The sequence below is a fragment of the Sulfuricurvum sp. genome (assembly GCF_028712165.1).
GTDB lineage: Bacteria > Campylobacterota > Campylobacteria > Campylobacterales > Sulfurimonadaceae > Sulfuricurvum.
This window is the reverse complement of sequence record NZ_JAQTQR010000005.1, coordinates 20435-36837: the sequence shown is the minus strand read 5'-3', so window position 1 is coordinate 36837 and position 16403 is coordinate 20435. Positions and strand designations below refer to the sequence as shown.

Annotated in this window: 13 protein-coding genes; 8 read left to right on the top strand and 5 right to left on the bottom strand. The window is 39.8% G+C overall.

Annotated elements, in window-relative coordinates:
* Nucleotides 1-50: 50 nt before the first annotated feature.
* On the top strand, nt 51-3770 hold the full coding sequence (locus tag PHP90_RS01480; protein WP_299924174.1) for a restriction endonuclease subunit S: 3720 nt from the start codon (nt 51-53) through the stop codon (nt 3768-3770).
* A 55-nt stretch (nt 3771-3825) separates the two neighbouring features.
* Here the strand turns inward: PHP90_RS01480 and gltX are convergent, their stop codons facing one another.
* Nucleotides 3826-5208, bottom strand: coding sequence for a glutamate--tRNA ligase (gene gltX, locus PHP90_RS01475; protein WP_299924171.1), 1383 nt, complete (start codon nt 5206-5208; stop codon nt 3826-3828).
* A 90-nt stretch (nt 5209-5298) separates the two neighbouring features.
* On the opposite strand from gltX, the gene PHP90_RS01470 reads away from it, so the two are divergent.
* A complete protein-coding gene (locus PHP90_RS01470) occupies nt 5299-6135 on the top strand; it encodes a peptidylprolyl isomerase (protein WP_299924168.1) in 837 nt (278 codons plus the stop codon).
* A 39-nt stretch (nt 6136-6174) separates the two neighbouring features.
* Here the strand turns inward: PHP90_RS01470 and PHP90_RS01465 are convergent, their stop codons facing one another.
* From PHP90_RS01465 to accB, 3 genes are all read right to left on the bottom strand, one after another.
* Nucleotides 6175-8307 (bottom strand): methyl-accepting chemotaxis protein, encoded by a 2133-nt coding sequence (locus PHP90_RS01465; RefSeq protein ID WP_299924165.1) that lies wholly within the window; start codon nt 8305-8307, stop codon nt 6175-6177.
* Nucleotides 8308-8543: 236 nt separating this feature from the next.
* Entirely contained in the window at nt 8544-9884 is a 1341-nt protein-coding gene (locus PHP90_RS01460; protein WP_299924162.1) for an acetyl-CoA carboxylase biotin carboxylase subunit, read from the bottom strand.
* Between the two features lie 2 nt (nt 9885-9886).
* On the bottom strand, nt 9887-10339 hold the full coding sequence (gene accB, locus PHP90_RS01455; protein WP_299924159.1) for an acetyl-CoA carboxylase biotin carboxyl carrier protein: 453 nt from the start codon (nt 10337-10339) through the stop codon (nt 9887-9889).
* A gap of 73 nt (nt 10340-10412) precedes the next feature.
* Here accB and dcd point away from each other — a divergent pair, with 73 nt between their 5' ends.
* The 4 genes from dcd to PHP90_RS01435 all read left to right on the top strand — a co-directional run bounded on the left by dcd (nt 10413) and on the right by PHP90_RS01435 (nt 12380).
* Nucleotides 10413-10973, top strand: a complete 561-nt coding sequence (dcd, locus tag PHP90_RS01450) for a dCTP deaminase (protein WP_299924157.1) — start codon at nt 10413-10415, stop codon at nt 10971-10973.
* A 42-nt stretch (nt 10974-11015) separates the two neighbouring features.
* Nucleotides 11016-11252: a DUF465 domain-containing protein gene (locus PHP90_RS01445; RefSeq protein ID WP_299924154.1), complete on the top strand. Its 237-nt coding sequence runs from the start codon at nt 11016-11018 to the stop codon at nt 11250-11252.
* 121 nt (nt 11253-11373) lie between these two features.
* Nucleotides 11374-11889 (top strand): GAF domain-containing protein, encoded by a 516-nt coding sequence (locus tag PHP90_RS01440; RefSeq protein WP_299924151.1) that lies wholly within the window; start codon nt 11374-11376, stop codon nt 11887-11889.
* Entirely contained in the window at nt 11886-12380 is a 495-nt protein-coding gene (locus PHP90_RS01435; protein WP_299924148.1) for a GAF domain-containing protein, read from the top strand. The genes PHP90_RS01440 and PHP90_RS01435 overlap by 4 nt, the downstream gene beginning before the upstream one ends.
* 2 nt (nt 12381-12382) lie before the next feature.
* Here the strand turns inward: PHP90_RS01435 and asnB are convergent, their stop codons facing one another.
* The gene (gene asnB / locus PHP90_RS01430; RefSeq protein WP_299924145.1) at nt 12383-14188 is read right to left on the bottom strand and encodes an asparagine synthase (glutamine-hydrolyzing); all 1806 of its coding nucleotides are present in this window, start codon (nt 14186-14188) and stop codon (nt 12383-12385) included.
* 107 nt (nt 14189-14295) lie between these two features.
* Between asnB and PHP90_RS01425 the strand changes: the two genes are divergently transcribed.
* Together PHP90_RS01425 and PHP90_RS01420 are read left to right on the top strand one after the other, a co-directional pair.
* Nucleotides 14296-15129: a hypothetical protein gene (locus PHP90_RS01425; protein WP_299924143.1), complete on the top strand. Its 834-nt coding sequence runs from the start codon at nt 14296-14298 to the stop codon at nt 15127-15129.
* Between the two features lie 2 nt (nt 15130-15131).
* Nucleotides 15132-16403: a nucleotide sugar dehydrogenase gene (locus PHP90_RS01420; protein ID WP_299924140.1), complete on the top strand. Its 1272-nt coding sequence runs from the start codon at nt 15132-15134 to the stop codon at nt 16401-16403.

Below are 16403 nucleotides of genomic sequence, written 5' to 3'. Positions count from 1 at the left end.
CTTTTCGATACTATAATATTATAGATAAATTTAGGGAGGAGGCTTAAGAGATGGATACAAATTTATTTTTTACTATAGGCTTTCGACCAAAAGAAAATACTACCAATATATACACAAAAACATATCCTAACAACTACTTCATCGATATAGATATAAAAAACCATACCATCAACTATGGTGGTAAAATTAAAGTGTATGATAAATTTACACAAAACATTGTAAAACCAGAAGATTTAGTTGTTTTAGAGTGTGTAAATCGTTTACTTGAAAAAGGATATAAACCTGAAAATATTCAGTTAGAAAAAGTATATCCTGCTGGGCATGGTTTTTCAGGAAGACTGGATATTTGTGTCACTCATGATGATGGAACTGAATACTTATTAATCGAATGCAAAACATACGGCAAAGAGTTTGATAAAGAATTTAACCGTATGAAAAAAGATGGTGGGCAACTTTTTACCTACTTTAAATTTAGCAACAATGCAGATATTATCATGCTTTATGCTTCCGAACTAAAAGCCGATACACTCGTATATAAAAATGAGATTGTAAAAATTGAAGATGACTATAAAACGGGTGATGTAAAAGATTTCTATGACAAATGGAATAAACTTACAAAAGATAATGGAGTATTTGACCCTTGGGTTAACCCTTATAATTTTGAAAGCAAAGCATTAACTATAAATGAACTAGAAGAGATAAGACCTGAAGATAGTAGCTTTATTTTCAATCGTTTTCTTGAAATCCTTCGTCACAATGTCGTTTCAGATAAACCAAATGCTTTTAATAAAATTTTTACACTATTTCTTTGTAAAATTTATGATGAAAAATCAAAACATGATACAGATGAAGAGTTAGATTTTCAATGGATTGAAGGGAAAGATGATAATGTTTCTTTTCAGCTTCGGTTAACTGATTTATATAAAAATGGAATGAAAGATTTTTTAGATAAAAGTGTAACAGACTTTTCAGATGAAGATTTCGATTCAAAGTATGCATCACTCTTTGGTGGAGATGAACAACTAAAAAAATCACTTAAAACTGAGATTGCAAGACTACGTTTAGAAAAAAATAATGAATTTGCTATCAAAGAAGTTTATGATCAAAAATCATTTTTAGAAAATGCAAAAGTTGTCAAAGAAGTAGTGGAACTATTACAAGGGTTCAAAATCCGCTATACTCAAAAACAACAGTATCTATCTGATTTCTTTGAATTACTTTTAACAACCGGACTCAAACAAGAGTCTGGACAATTTTTTACACCTGTTCCTATTGCGCAATTTATTATAAAAAGTTTACCGATTGACAAAATGGTAGAAGAGAAATTGAAATCCGGTAAAAAAGATGATTTACTCCCTTTTATCATAGATTATGCCGCAGGAAGTGGACATTTTCTCACTGAGAGTATGCACGAAATTCAGCGATTACTTTTAAAAATAGATACAACTAAACTCAAATCAGAAGCAAAAAGTTTTATTGATGTTTCCAAGATTAGACATTTTGATTGGGCATCACAATATGTCTATGGTGTAGAAAAAGATTACCGATTAGTAAAAGTTGGGAAAGTTGGTTGTTATCTACATGGAGATGGACTGGCAAACGTGATTCATTCTGATGGATTATCCAATTTCAAACACAGAGATTACAAAGGCAAATTAAACGAAACGGACAAAGACTTCTCCCAAGAAAACAAACAATTTGAAATATTGGTTTCAAATCCCCCTTATTCAGTATCTGCATTTAAAAACACATCACGCGAATACTACAGAGAGAATGATTTTGAGCTATATGATAAACTCACCGACAATAGCTCAGAAATTGAGTGCTTATTTGTTGAGCGAACCAAGCAACTCTTGAAAGACGGTGGTGTGGCTGGTGTGATATTGCCGAGTTCAATTTTGAGTAATACTGGGATTTATGCTAAAACTAGAGAAATAATCTTACAGTATTTTGAAATTGTAGGCATTGCAGAACTCGGGTCTAATACTTTTATGGCAACAGGAACCAATACTGTCACTTTATTTATGCGAAGAAGAAATAACTATGACAGTATCAATCTCAGAATAGCTATCGAAAAGTTTTTTAACGTATATCAAGATGTTACACTGGGTGGTATTGAAAAACCTATAACTAAATATGTAAATCATGTTTGGGAAAATATTTCATTTGATGACTATATATCTATGCTTAAATGCGAGCCAAATGAAAATATAGCTAAACATGATATTTATACCGAATATCGCAAAAAACTAAAAGTTAAAAATGACAAAGAGTTTTGGAATCTATTATTAGAACGAGAAGCTGAAAAACTCTACTATTTCATTCTTACCTACCCACAAAAAGTAGTACTGATAAAAAGTGGTGAAAAAGATGCAGAAAAACGCTTCTTAGGTTATGAATTTAGTAACCGCAGAGGAAGCGAAGGGATTCATCCGATACAAAGAGGCAAAAGCATAGATGAATGCACGCAACTCTTTGACTCTAATGTTTTTGATAATCCAACCAAAGCAAGTACTTATATCTACAAAGCGTTCGAGGGAGATTTTGATACTCCGATAGATAAGACGATGATAAATAATGTAAGTCGTCATCATTTAGTAGATATGCTCACGTTTGACCGTGTGGAATTTGAAAAAAATATTTCGCTTTCGGTTAAAAAAAAACTAAACTTTGAAAAACTTTGGAATAGCCAACAAATTATTTCTCTTGCTGAAATTTCTGAAATAAGAAAAGGAACTTCCATAACAAAGGAAAAAACAAAAGATGGGCATATCCCCGTAGTTGCGGGAGGACAAGAACCAGCTTATTTTCATAATGAATCTAACCGTGATGGAAATATCATAACAATTAGTGCATCAGGTGCATATTCTGGCTTCGTAAATTATTTTGATAAACCAATTTTTGCATCAGATTGCAATACCGTTATTTCTAAAGACGAAAAAAAAATATCAACTAAGTTGATCTATGAATTTCTAAAATCAATTCAAAAAGAAATATATGGTTTGCAACGAGGGCAAGCACAGCCACATGTATATGCAGAAGATATTTCCAAAATCAAAATCCCCCTCCCATCTTCCGATATTCAAAAAAAAATAGTTTCCGAAATAAAAACTTTAGAAGTAAAAGAGAAAAATGCGAAAGACGAAGTTTACGGTTTAAAAAATAATATATCTACATTTTTTATAAATCTTAATTACCAAAAAATGAATTTAGGTTCAATTTCAGATTTTAAAAATGGTCTTAATTACTCAAGAAATAGTTTAGGTGAGTCAATAAATATTGTCGGGGTTAGTGATTTTCAAAACAGATTTTCACCTGATTTAGACATATTAGAAAAAATCCAAATTGATGGTAATATATCTGATGATTATTTATTAAAGAAAAATGACATATTAGTTGTTAGATCTAATGGATCCTCTAATTTAGTCGGTAGATTTTTATTTATTGATGATGTAAAAACAAAAACATCATTTTCAGGTTTTACTATTAGGGTTCGTGTTCAAACCGAAGATGTCAACGCAAAATTTCTTTGCTATTATTTGAAAACAGATTTAGTAAGAAATAAAATCGTAACAGACAGCTCAGGCTCAAATATTAAAAGTTTAAATCAAACTTTATTATCCAATATTAAAGTCCCACTTCCACCTCTTTCCGAACAGCAAAAAATTGTTTCTGAAATAGAAAAGATTGAAACGCAAATAGCTCTTTTGGAGACTCAAATTGCAGAGATTCCAAAACAAAAAGAAGCAGTTTTAAAAAAATATTTGTAAGAAATTTTTGAAATAAAAAGAGGGGGTTGAATCCCTCCCTTTCAAAGATTAGATACTAGTGATTTAACAGTGCATCGATCCGAGCCAACGTCTCTTCTACTCCGATAATGGCCATAACACTATCAAGCCCCGGTCCCGAAAGTTTTCCCATAAGGGCAATTCTGAGCGGTTGACCGATTTTCCCGAATCCGATTTCAAGTTTGGTAACAACCTCTTCCATCACATGATGATAATCACTCGGAAGATGGAGTTCTGTAGCATTTTTAAGTGCTTCCGCAAAGGCTTCCAAGATTGCTTTACTCTCTTCTTTGTACCCTTTTTTAAGTGCCGCTTCATCAAATACTGCAGGACGGGTCAACATCTCAGTAATTAAAGTCGCCATTTCCACAAGTGTTTTCGCACGCTCTTTGATCGCGTCGAGGATAATTTCGCGTTTGTCATGACTGATCAAGACAACACCATGGAATTCGAGAAGCTCACACAATTTTTCATTCGGTGTATTTTTGATATAGTGGCTGTTGAGCCAATCAAGTTTCTCGACGTTATACACTGACGCGGAACGGTTGATATCGCTCGGATCGAAAAGCTCCAACATCTCTTTCATTGAGAATATTTCCTGATCCCCGTGACTCCAACCCAAACGTACCAAGAAGTTGAGCAGTGCTTCAGGAGTATACCCAAGCGTTTTGTACGCCATGACATCCGTTGCACCGTCACGTTTGGAAAGTTTCTTCCCTTCGTGATTATGGATCATCGGTACATGGAAAAACTTCGGTATCGGAAATCCGAGTGCTTGATAGACAACGATTTGTTTCGGAGTATTAGAGAGGTGATCGTCTCCTCGAATAACATCCGTAACCCCCATAAGTGCATCATCAACCGCTACTACGAAGTTATACGTCGGTGTGCCGTCGGCACGGGCGATAATAAAATCATCCAAGATATCGGCAACGTTGAAGACAACGTCCCCTTTGACACCGTCATGTACCGTAATTGATCCCTCTAACGGCGCTTTGATTCGGATAACCGCTTCGCGTCCTTCAGGAGGAGTCCCTGTAAAATCGCGATATCGATTATCGTATTTCGGGCGTTCTTTACGAGCCGTTTGCTCTTCGCGAAGCGCTTCGAGTTCTTCTTTGGACATATAACATTTGTACGCTTTTCCCGAATCGAGCAATTTTTGAGCGTACTCTTGGTAAATCGGCAAACGGTTTGATTGATACTCAATTGTCCCGTCATGTTCCAATCCGACCCATTTAAACGCTTCGACGATTGCGAGAGCCGCAGCTTCATCGTTACGGCTGAAATCGGTATCCTCGATTCGAAGCAAAAATTTTCCGCCGTTACGGCGCGCCCAAAGATAACTCAGCAGTGCGGTGCGCAAACCGCCGATATGTAAATACCCCGTCGGGCTTGGGGCAAATCTGGTGACTACCATGTTGTAAATCCTTTTTGGATGCAATTGCGCAATTTTAGTTAAGGCTATGTTAAAAGCGGGTAAAATAGGAGACTTTTACAAGGAGCTTCGATGCGATCGCTAACCCTTTCTGCTTTATTGGCCACATTCTTATGGAGTGCCCCTATCGGGGGTGTTGCCGTATTAGTCAAAAACAATCCCATTACCCTCTATGAAGTCCAGCAGGAGATGAAACAAAGCGGAACCGATGCACAAACCAGTTCCGATACGCTGATCCGCAAAAAGTTGGAGCAACTTGAGGCGGAAGAGAAAAAAATTACCGTCTCGTCTGCCGAAGTACAAGAAGAGCTTGGTCGGATGGCTGCTCAAAACAAACTGACCGTCGATCAATTGATCAGCGCAATGCAAACGGTTCGCGGATTAAACGAAAAAGATCTTAGAGCCAGAGTCGAAGAGAGTATCAAAGGGCAAAAATTATACAGTGCCATTGCGTTTTCTAAAATGGGACAGCCGACCGCTGATGAAGAAGCCGAATATTATCAGCTCCATATGGATGAGTTTTCACGTCCTGAGAGTTTTGACGTCACCACGTACATAGCATCCTCACAAGAAGCATTAGCCGAAAAAATAGCGGATCCGATGCGCAATGTCCAAAATATCAAATCAAAAGAAGAAAACATCCCTTACAAAGGGATCAATCCTCAACTCGCACAGATTCTCAACAAAATCCCTAACGGGAGCTTCGGCCCCATCCTTCCTAACGGTAAGAACGGTTTTATGAGCTTCTACATGCGCGATAAACAAAATGTCATTACTGAAAACCTGGATTCGGTACGACCTCAGATTGATAATTCGATCATGGGGGAAAAACGCAATCAAGTGTTAAACGATTATTTTACCCGCTTACGCCTCAGTGCCGATATCAAAGTGCTTCGCCTTCCTCAATAAAAAGGAAGGTTAACGCCGTTCCTCGCATTTAGATTTCTATTATCTCACCATCTCAGATAAAATAACAAAGAGCTCTTTACTTGCCTCTTCCGCCGCTCTAAAACATCCGATAATCTCTTTATCGTTAGCAACCGGATCTTTTTTCAGCAATTCCATCGCTTTTCGAATCTCGTCATGCACTTTTTTATGCGGTTCTAACAGTTTTCCGTACGCAGGTAATTGTCCGAAGACGGTTTTACCGTCCCCTTGTTCGTACCAATGCCCAAGGGCGCAGGCATGGTGGTCACTAAATGCACTCCCCTGCTCCACTTTCCCTTCAAATCCAGCCTCATACGCACGTGCTTTAAAAATCATATGATCTATTTTTGCCATATTGGTAAAAATTTCATGACTGATGGCCTGACTGTCTTCTTTTATCTTTTCAACGTTATTGATCAAATGCGCCATAACTTGCTTGAATTCATCCAGACGACGTGTTGAATCAACTGCGTATTCTTCAACACGTTCACTGTTTTCGAGCATGCCGACCGAATTTTGTTTCAATACACTGATGTTGGCTTCCACTTCACTGGTCGCTTTCTGTGTCCGCTCTGCCAATTTACGTACTTCATCGGCAACCACGGCAAACCCACGCCCGTGTTCTCCGGCTCGTGCCGCTTCAATAGCCGCGTTGAGCGCTAACAGATTTGTTTGATCCGAGATATCTTTAATCAGCGTAATGACATTTGAAATCTCGCTCACATTGTGGTTTAGCTGTTCCGAGTTGCTGCGGGAATCATTAATCATTTCAGTAATATTAGTCATACTGCTCATAATTTCATCCGTTTGTACATTAACTTGATCAACAACTTTTCCGGTTTCAGCATTCAGGTCATTCACTTGATGCAAGTTTTGGATGTTACTCTCAAGAGAATTGCGCAAATTTCCCGCATTATCGATTGTTCCGCCAATCATCCCATGCGCAAGCGACAAAGAAATTTCATTTTTACGATTTTGTTCTTCTGTCTTAGCTTTCGCGGAAGATGCTTCTTGTGCTTTCTCCTGCGCTTCAAGGGCAATTTTTTCTACTTTCTCAATAAAGATATTAAAGCTCTCGGCTGCTTTTCCGATTTCGTCTTTGGATGAAATACGGAGCCGTTTACTCAAATCGGCATCGCCACTCGCCAGTTCTTGTGCAATATGATCAAGATTTTTGATCGGTTCGGTTACTGCCCGGCGCACTATAATGATCAATAATATCAAGATGACGATATCCATGGCAGACATAATCACGACTTGTCGTAACAATGAATTTTCCGACTGGCTAATCATCATCTCAACAGCATCCAGCTTTTCTCCGACAAATGCATATCCGACTACAGCTTTCGAAAAATCTCTAATCGCAATTGGAGTTACAAAATAATGTTCGGTTTTGAAAGATCCTTTTTGGGGATCAAACGATGCCTTGACCAACTCTTTAAAAAAATCTTTATCAATGGTGTTCTCTTTGAGTGCCAGTGTATACTTGTCCCCTACTTTTGGAGCATCTTTTAATTCTTTCGCAACATCCAAATAGCCGTTATCAACTGCTACGATCAGGGCAGCTGAATAATTTTGCTGCATATCTTTTACTATCGAATTGAGCCCCTGCATAAACTCAACAGAACCCAAATATTCAGCACCGGAAACAATCGGTGCTATTCCTCTCAATTCCAAACCTGCAACACCCATTTCAATAGCTACAAGAGGCTTGCGGCTCTCTTTTACCGCAAGAATGGTTTTACGAAACCCAGAAAGATCATCACCGTATTTTTCCGGCTTCCAAACCCGAAGAAAGCTATGCACATCTTTATCGTGCACATGAATCTTAATATTGCCGAATTTCGTATTTTCTTTGTACTCATTGGATAGAGATTTTAAACTTTTAAGCGTTGACTCACGATCACCGCTTGCCAAACCGTTAACGATGGCACTGTTTTTGGAAATGCCGATGGCATTTGTAATTCCGACATTCTTTTTTGATTCAATGGCTTCATCAAATGCCGTTGTCATCTCCTTAGATTGCGCGGTATAAACGTCGGAGCGCAATTGATCCACCGATAGCCAATAATTGATCAAGACGATCACAAACCCGATGATAATCGATGCGATTAACGGAACATGTACCTTTTGTGCAATGCTAAGATTATTCACGGTATCCCTCTTCTAAATAATATTTTCCCGATATATTAGGAATGTTGTTTATAAACAGATCATAATAATATAACGTAAATTTGACGTAAAATTTGTGTAAAAAGTAGCTAAGTAATGTAAAATGTAAAAAAACAGGATATATATGTTTATAAGAAATACTTTTAGTAGTATATTGTTATAAAGAAGGTTTGTAGAGTAAAAAAATTGAGGATGATTTCTAGATTATACAGCGGCAATCAGCCACTGTAATTTTCGAGGTATTTAGTATCAAAGTTGTTATTGATAAAATCAGGATTTTGCATCATTTTTAGGTGAAAAGGGATTGTGGTTTTAATACCCGTAATCGTAAATTCACTCAATGCCCGATGCATTCTGGCAATCGCATCATTGCGGTCTGTTCCGTACACAATCAGTTTTCCAATCATCGAATCATACGTCGGTGGAACGATATAACCCCCATGAGCATGCGTATCCACACGAACATTTCTCCCGCCAGGAGAGATCCACTGAGTGATTTTCCCGGGACACGGTAAAAATTTGATCGGATCTTCTGCCGTAATACGGCACTCGATTGAGTGACCGCTGAGTACAACGCTCTCTTGCGGAGGAAGGGCTTCCCCCTCTGCAACACGAATCATCATCTCGATTAGATCCAAACCGCTTACCATTTCAGAAACAGTGTGTTCAACTTGAAGACGGGTATTCATTTCCATAAAATAGAATTTTTTATCCGCATCGAGCAGATACTCAAACGTCCCTGCCCCTTCGTACTTGATGTATTTAGTCGCACGAACCGCTGAAGCATGCAATTCTGCACGGATTTCAGGAGTTAATGCCACCGCAGGAGACTCTTCGATCAACTTTTGGTGACGACGCTGCATCGAACAATCACGTTCACCGATATGCAAGACATTCCCATGAGAATCTGCAATTACCTGCACTTCAATATGACGAGGATTTTTGATGAATTTCTCCATATAAATCGTCCCGTCACCGAATGCACCGATTGCTTCCGCTTCCGCCGCCAAAAAAGCATTTTCAATATAACTCTCATCTTCGACGACACGCATCCCGCGTCCGCCGCCGCCGGCAGCCGCTTTGAGAATAACCGGATAACCGACCTCTTTGGCGCGTACCTTTGCTTCCGCAATGTCTTTGATAGCGCCGTCTGAACCCGGAACAACAGGAACACCTGCTGCGATCATTACATCTTTGGCTTTGGATTTATCCGACATCATCACCATAACTTCAGGAGTCGGTCCGATAAATTTGATCCCGTGATGGGTACAAATCTCAACAAAATGCTGATTTTCACTCAAAAAACCATAACCGGGAAATACCGCATCACATCCGCTGATTTCACATGCCGCGATTATAGAGGGGATATTAAGGTAGCTCTGAGAACTCGGAGCCGCACCGATACAAATAGCTGCATCGGCAAGTTTCAGATAAGAAGCATCTTTATCGGCAGTCGAATAAACTGCAACCGCTTCTTTGCCCATTTCCTTAATCGTTCGGATGGCGCGTAGCGCAATTTCGCCCCGATTAGCGACTAAAATACGTTTAATTTCCGCCATAATTAAAGCTTCTCAACCGCAAAAAGTGGCATATCATACTCGACAGCCTGAGAGTCAGAGACAAGAACACTGAGAATCTTACAATCAAATTCCGCCTCAAGTTCATTCATGATTTTCATCGCTTCCAACACTGCGATCACCTGCCCTTTTTTAACGCGATCACCCACTTTTACAAATGGAGCCGAATCGGGTGACGGAGCCGAATAAAATGTCCCTACCATCGGAGAAAGGATCATATCACCTGAGGGAACAACAGCCGCAGGGGCTGAAGATTCAACTGCTGCCGCTACCGGGGCTGCCACTGCTGCAACAGGTGCAGCGACCATAACAGGTGCAGCGACTGCACCGATATTTTTTTCAAGTTCAATCGAAAAAGCGTCTTGAGTTATTTTTAATTTTGAAAGAGTACTTGCATCAAACTCTTGCAAAAGAGCTTTAATTTGTTTCATATCCATCGGAAAATGCTCCTAAAAGTAGGGTAATAGATGTGTTATACTACCACAAATAAAATTAACAACGGATATGAAGATGGGTCTCAAAAGTGATGGATGGATACGGGAAAAAGCATTAAACGAGGGGATGATCTCCCCGTTTTGCGAAGATCAAGTGGGTGTGGGTGTCGTCAGTTACGGACTTAGCTCTTACGGATATGACATCCGTGTGACGAATGAATTTAAGATTTTTACCAATCTAAACTCCACAGTTGTCGATCCGAAACATTTTGATGACATGAACGTCGTCGACTTTGTCGGTGATGTCTGTATCGTACCGCCAAACTCGTTCGCACTAGCGCGAACTGTGGAGTATTTTAAAATCCCTCGCGACGTCTTGGCGATCTGTTTGGGTAAATCAACCTATGCCCGCTGCGGGATTATCGTCAATGTCACTCCGTTTGAACCCGAATTTGAAGGGCACATCACGATCGAGATTTCAAATACCACTCCTCTCCCGGCTAAAATATATGCTAACGAAGGGATTGCACAAGTACTCTTTTTACAAGGAGATGAAATGTGTGAAACCAGTTATAAAGACAAAAGCGGAAAGTATCAAGGACAAGAAGGGATCACGCTTCCACGGATTTTAAATTAACTAGTGGTACAATTCCGGCAAAATTCCACGCAAGGACATACAATGTTGCACGAATACCGCGATGTTATCACCCATATGAAACAAAATGATGCGGCAAATGCCCACTTTTTGAAAATTTTTGATCGACACAATGATCTTGACACTCAAATCGCCAAAGGTGAAAACGGAGAGCTTCCAATGACCGATCTTGAGCTTGAAAAACTCAAAAAAGAGAAATTGTTGCTCAAAGACGAAGCGTACGCGATGATCATCGAATACAAAAAAGAACACAACCTCTAATTTTTCCTCAATCCCCCATTTGGGGGCTTCATTTGTCACTTTTTTCAACTGAATTGATTTACTTTTTAGCTTTAAGTGGATACGATTTATCTTTTCCTCACACACTTCAAGGGGTACTCTTATGATAACGTCTTACGCTGCTCTGTCCGAATTTGGACGATCCTTGTTAAAACGCCCGACTCTAAGTGAAGGGCTTCCGATTATCTCAGAATATGCGAAACAAGTCAGCGGAGCACAGCGGTGTTCCATCTTTATTTACAATCCGAATATTCAAATGCTTTGGACGACATTAGCAGACGAAACAGAAAAAATTATGGTGCATCAAGACGACGGGATTGTCGGACATACGCTCAAAGAGGCTAAACCGATTATGGTCAACAATCCGTATGATGATCCTCGGTTTTTACACACGATTGACAATAAAACCGGTTTTGTTACCGAAAACATCGCGTCAATACCCATCTTTAATTCAGCCCGCCGTATTATAGGGGTGTTTCAACTGCTGAATAAACCCGGCGGATTTTCAAATGAAGATGTTAAATTTATGATCTTTTTTGCCCACTACATCAGCGGTTATCTCGAACTTGCCATGCTGTTTGATGATGATGCCAAATTACTTGCCAAGGAGACGAAATGAGTCTTGAAATCTATAAACGAATTGCCGATTTTGGAAAACGTCTCTCGGGACTGGATCGCATCGAAGATGCATTGCCGACTATTTCGGAAGAAGCCAAAGCGATTGTAAGTGCTGAACGGTGCTCGATCTTTATTGTCGATCTGCCCGGCAACATGCTTTGGACCAAACTGAGTGACGGAATAGGGAGAATCGCTATCGGACTTGATTCAGGAATTGTCGGAGATACGGTTCGTACCAAAACCGTTAAATTGGTTAATAATCCGTATGAAAATGCCCACTTCTTGCCAAAAATTGATGAAAAAAGCGGTTTTGTCACCCGAAATATTCTGGCAGTACCTATTTTCAATTCCCGTCAAGACGTAATCGGTGTTATTCAGCTGCTCAACAAATACAACGGAGATTTCACCGACAAAGACGAAGGGATCATGAGCTTTTTCGCTAACTATGTCAGCGGAACCTTGGAACTTGCACTCTTGATGGAAAAGAAATAGAACTACAACAATTCTCTGTTAATCCAGTGGCTCAATACGTATAATCCCCATACGTGTTGCTTGAACCGTCCACGGCGAGCCAAATCGAGATACTCTTCTATCACTTCGGGATAAAACAATCCCGTTTTAGTATTCACTTCCCGTATCAGTTCCAGACGCCCTGAGGCAATCAGCCATTCCATATAGGGGTTCGCAAACCCTTTTTTCTTCCGATCGATAATTGCATCACTGAGATAGTTTCGGGCAATCTGCTTTAAGAGTGCTTTTGTCTCTCCATCACCGATACGTAATCTCGGATCGATAGACAATACCGTTTCCGCCAACCGATGATCCAAAAACGGGGTACGGGCTTCAATCGTATGCGCCATCGAAACCCGATCGAGTTTAGCAAGGAAATGTTCTCCGACAAAGAGTTTCAGATCGATCATGCTGTACCACATGCTCGGATCGCTATGGGAGCTTTGTTCAAATATTTGACGATAACCGTTTAAAAATCGGAGCGATTCATTATCCCGAACATTTTGTCGAAAGAGTTTGTTTTGCTGTAAATCGGTAAATTTTTCTCCCGAAGTACGAAACAGGAGCGTATCATCAAAAACCCGTTTATACCATTCCCACTCCCGGTTCATCGAGAAATGGGAATGAAAATATTTTTTGAGCCAATTTTTATGGTGCAAAGAGGCTGCTTTTTCGATATCCAGGTACTCAAAATATTGCCTATACCCTAAGAATAGCTCGTCACTCCCCTCACCGCTCAATACAACCTTATATCCATCCCCCCCGATTTTTTTCATCAGTAAATAGAGCGGTAATGCCGCAGGATCGTTCAACGGCTCATCCATATGGATAAGTAAATCGTCCAGATGTTCGTGGAAATCATCCTGTGAAATAATCACTTCCGTATGTTCCAGCCCCAAATAATCAGCCGTAACGGCAGCATTGGCCCGCTCATCATACGCACCGTACTCGTTGTATCCCAACGTGTATACAGGGAGTTTTTTTCCCTGACGTGCCGCTATGGCACAGATCATAGCACTGTCCAACCCACCTGATAGCAATGCAGCTGTCGGTGCCTCCGTGTTAAGACGTATGGCAATCGAGCGATGAAGCTCTTCCTCTATCCGTCGTTTGGCTTCATTGTTATCCGTAATTTCCGAGGAAGGTGTCTGAAGCACATCATAATAGCGGTATTTGGACAGTTTGTTTTTTTCAAAACAGAGCCACTCACCGCTTTCTAATTTCTCAATTCCTCTATAAAACGTGTGCGGCGGAGTCGGTGCCAAAAAAGAGAGATACGAATGAAGGGCGTCCTTATTCATCTCCACTGAGGTTAAAAAAGGTTTGATCGCTTTTATTTCCGATGCAAATACGAAGGCTTCCTTTCCCTGATGGTAAAAAAGGGGCTTTTTACCGAAGCGATCGCGAACAAGATAAAACTTTTCACCATCCATCAACGCAAAGGCAAACATCCCTTCAAAATGATTGACACACTCGATTCCCCACGCCTCATAGGCGGCCAATATGACTTCGGTATCACTCGCGCTCTCCCATTCGCTCAAGCTTAAACGTTTGCGAAGTTCATTGTGATTATAGATCTCTCCGTTAAAGCTGATCAGCCTCTTTCCTCTGCTCATCGGCTGATGCGATCTGGGATGCGGATCGGTAATGGAGAGACGCTGATGAGCCAAAAACACGCCATCACGTTCTATGATTCCGCAATGATCTCGGCCTCGGTGAAGCAATGTCTTTAGCGCTTCACGTGCTTTATGTGGCGAATAATCACCGATAATTCCAAATACACCGCACACGTGAAACCTTTTTTTTCGCAATTATACGCTATCATAACTCAACCATAAGTACGTGTGAGTGAGCCCAATTGATGATACCGCTTTCTATATCTCAAAAACAAGTAGTTATGAACTTTTTCGCAGAAGATATCAAAATCGTAAAAAAATATTTTAACTCCATCGGTTTTGATTTTGACGAAGAGTTCCGATTTGATGTTTTTAAAGAGTTTATCTACTCCGCAGCCGGTATGTTCAAAGATTTGGACACGACCATTTACAATCAAGAACTTGTTGCCAAGTTCAATACTATACGCTATCTCAGTGAGCGCTACAGTGATTTTGAGCAGCGTACCAGCTATGTTCAAAGAGTCTACACAAAAGACTTCTTGCTTGCACAGGATGGGTATGTTGCCGAAAAACATCAATTTGAACTCCTCAAAGCCGAACTTCAAATGCTGATTACAAAAGAACAAAACCTCACTGCAAGACGGGAAATAATGGAACGTCAGTTTATCGACGAAGCCAATCTTATTTCAGATAAGGTGGCATTTGAACACGAGCTGAAAAAAGTACGCCGTGAACAAGTCGATACGATCCATATGATCGGAAATCATAAACACGAACTGGATGAGCGATTCATTAGCCTCAAAACATTTGAAGATCAGCATCGCGAAGAATTTCTCAAATACTTCAATGAAATCAAAGACAAACTCACCTACCAGTTTACCGAAGCGCTCAATTATTTCGGATATGATTTCAACGAGTCGCTCTTTCGCAACTCCGAACGTTCAAGTTCCATTCAAAGTTTTAAAAAAGAGGCTGGGATACAAGGGGATATCAACCTATGCAAATACGTAGAATATTATCTGCGCAACGTTATCCCCGAAGCTCTCTCGGATAAAGGGCACAAGGAACGGCTCCTTATCGCCAAAAACTATTGTGATCGCGTAGGGAAGAAATAATTATGCATAATTATAAAATTGCTGTTGTCGGTTTAGGATATGTCGGCCTTCCTTTAGCTGGTGCCTTTGCACAAAAATATAATGTAATCGGATTTGACATTAACACTGAACGTGTTCAAGAATTGGTCGAAGGATACGATCGTACGTTGGAATTGTCTTCTTCTGAGCTTTCCCATTTATCTGGTAAAATGAAATTTACATCGGAACTTAATCAGCTCCAATCGTGTAATGTTTTTATTATTACCGTTCCTACCCCAATCGATGAAAGTAATCGTCCAGATCTTACTCCGCTTATCTCTTCTTCTCGTGCCGTCGCTACACTCCTCAAAAAAGATGATATTGTTATCTACGAAAGTACCGTCTATCCGGGGGTAACAGAAGAAGTTTGTGTACCAGAGCTGGAATCTGTTTCCGGTTTACAATTCAATAAAGATTTTTTTTGCGGATACAGCCCGGAACGAATCAATCCTGGAGATAAAGAGCACACTGTTACTAAAATCCTTAAAGTCACTTCAGGAAGTACTCCTGAAATCGCTCAAAAAATCAATAATTTATACAAAAGTGTTATTACAGCCGGAACCCATTTGGCCAGCAGCATTAAAGTTGCCGAGGCTTCTAAAGTCATTGAAAATACACAGCGTGACGTTAATATTGCCTTAATAAATGAGTTAGCACTTATTTTCGACACTATGAAAATCGATACGAATGAAGTTCTTGATGCCGCCGCAACAAAATGGAATTTTATTAACCTTAAACCAGGGCTTGTCGGTGGGCACTGTATCGGGGTAGATCCTTATTATCTCACATACAAAGCCGAAGAACTTGGATACAAACCCAATCTCATTTTGGGTGCACGTCAAATCAATAATAGCATGGGGAAATTTATCGCTGAAAAGACAATTAAAAGTATGATTTCAGCTGATAAAAAAATCAAAAACTCTGCCATATTAGTACTGGGCGTTACCTTTAAAGAGAATTGTCCTGACATGCGCAATACAAAAGTGATTGACATTATAGATGAACTCAAAAGTTACGGGTGCCAAGTAGACGTTTTTGATCCATGGGTTGATCCGAATGAAAATAAAAAACATTATAAACATGGCATTATTGATGACCCATTTCCCCATACTAAGCGATACGATGCCATTATTTTAGCGGTTGCGCATGACCAATTCAGAAAACTGCGGGAAGAAGATTTCCACGCTATATCAACCGATGCACCCGTTATTATCGATGTCAAAGGAATTATTCCGAATGCTACATGGAGACTCTAA

Excerpts from the sequence above, each read along its gene's own strand:
- PHP90_RS01480 (WP_299924174.1), top strand. The coding sequence starts at position 51 with ATGGATACAAATTTATTTTTTACTATAGGCTTTCGACCAAAAGAAAAT.
- gltX (WP_299924171.1), bottom strand. The coding sequence starts at position 5,208 with ATGGTAGTCACCAGATTTGCCCCAAGCCCGACGGGGTATTTACATATC.
- PHP90_RS01470 (WP_299924168.1), top strand. The coding sequence starts at position 5,299 with ATGCGATCGCTAACCCTTTCTGCTTTATTGGCCACATTCTTATGGAGT.
- PHP90_RS01460 (WP_299924162.1), bottom strand. The coding sequence starts at position 9,884 with ATGGCGGAAATTAAACGTATTTTAGTCGCTAATCGGGGCGAAATTGCG.
- accB (WP_299924159.1), bottom strand. The coding sequence starts at position 10,339 with ATGGATATGAAACAAATTAAAGCTCTTTTGCAAGAGTTTGATGCAAGT.
- dcd (WP_299924157.1), top strand. The coding sequence starts at position 10,413 with ATGGGTCTCAAAAGTGATGGATGGATACGGGAAAAAGCATTAAACGAG.
- PHP90_RS01445 (WP_299924154.1), top strand. The coding sequence starts at position 11,016 with ATGTTGCACGAATACCGCGATGTTATCACCCATATGAAACAAAATGAT.
- PHP90_RS01440 (WP_299924151.1), top strand. The coding sequence starts at position 11,374 with ATGATAACGTCTTACGCTGCTCTGTCCGAATTTGGACGATCCTTGTTA.
- PHP90_RS01435 (WP_299924148.1), top strand. The coding sequence starts at position 11,886 with ATGAGTCTTGAAATCTATAAACGAATTGCCGATTTTGGAAAACGTCTC.
- PHP90_RS01425 (WP_299924143.1), top strand. The coding sequence starts at position 14,296 with ATGAACTTTTTCGCAGAAGATATCAAAATCGTAAAAAAATATTTTAAC.
- PHP90_RS01420 (WP_299924140.1), top strand. The coding sequence starts at position 15,132 with ATGCATAATTATAAAATTGCTGTTGTCGGTTTAGGATATGTCGGCCTT.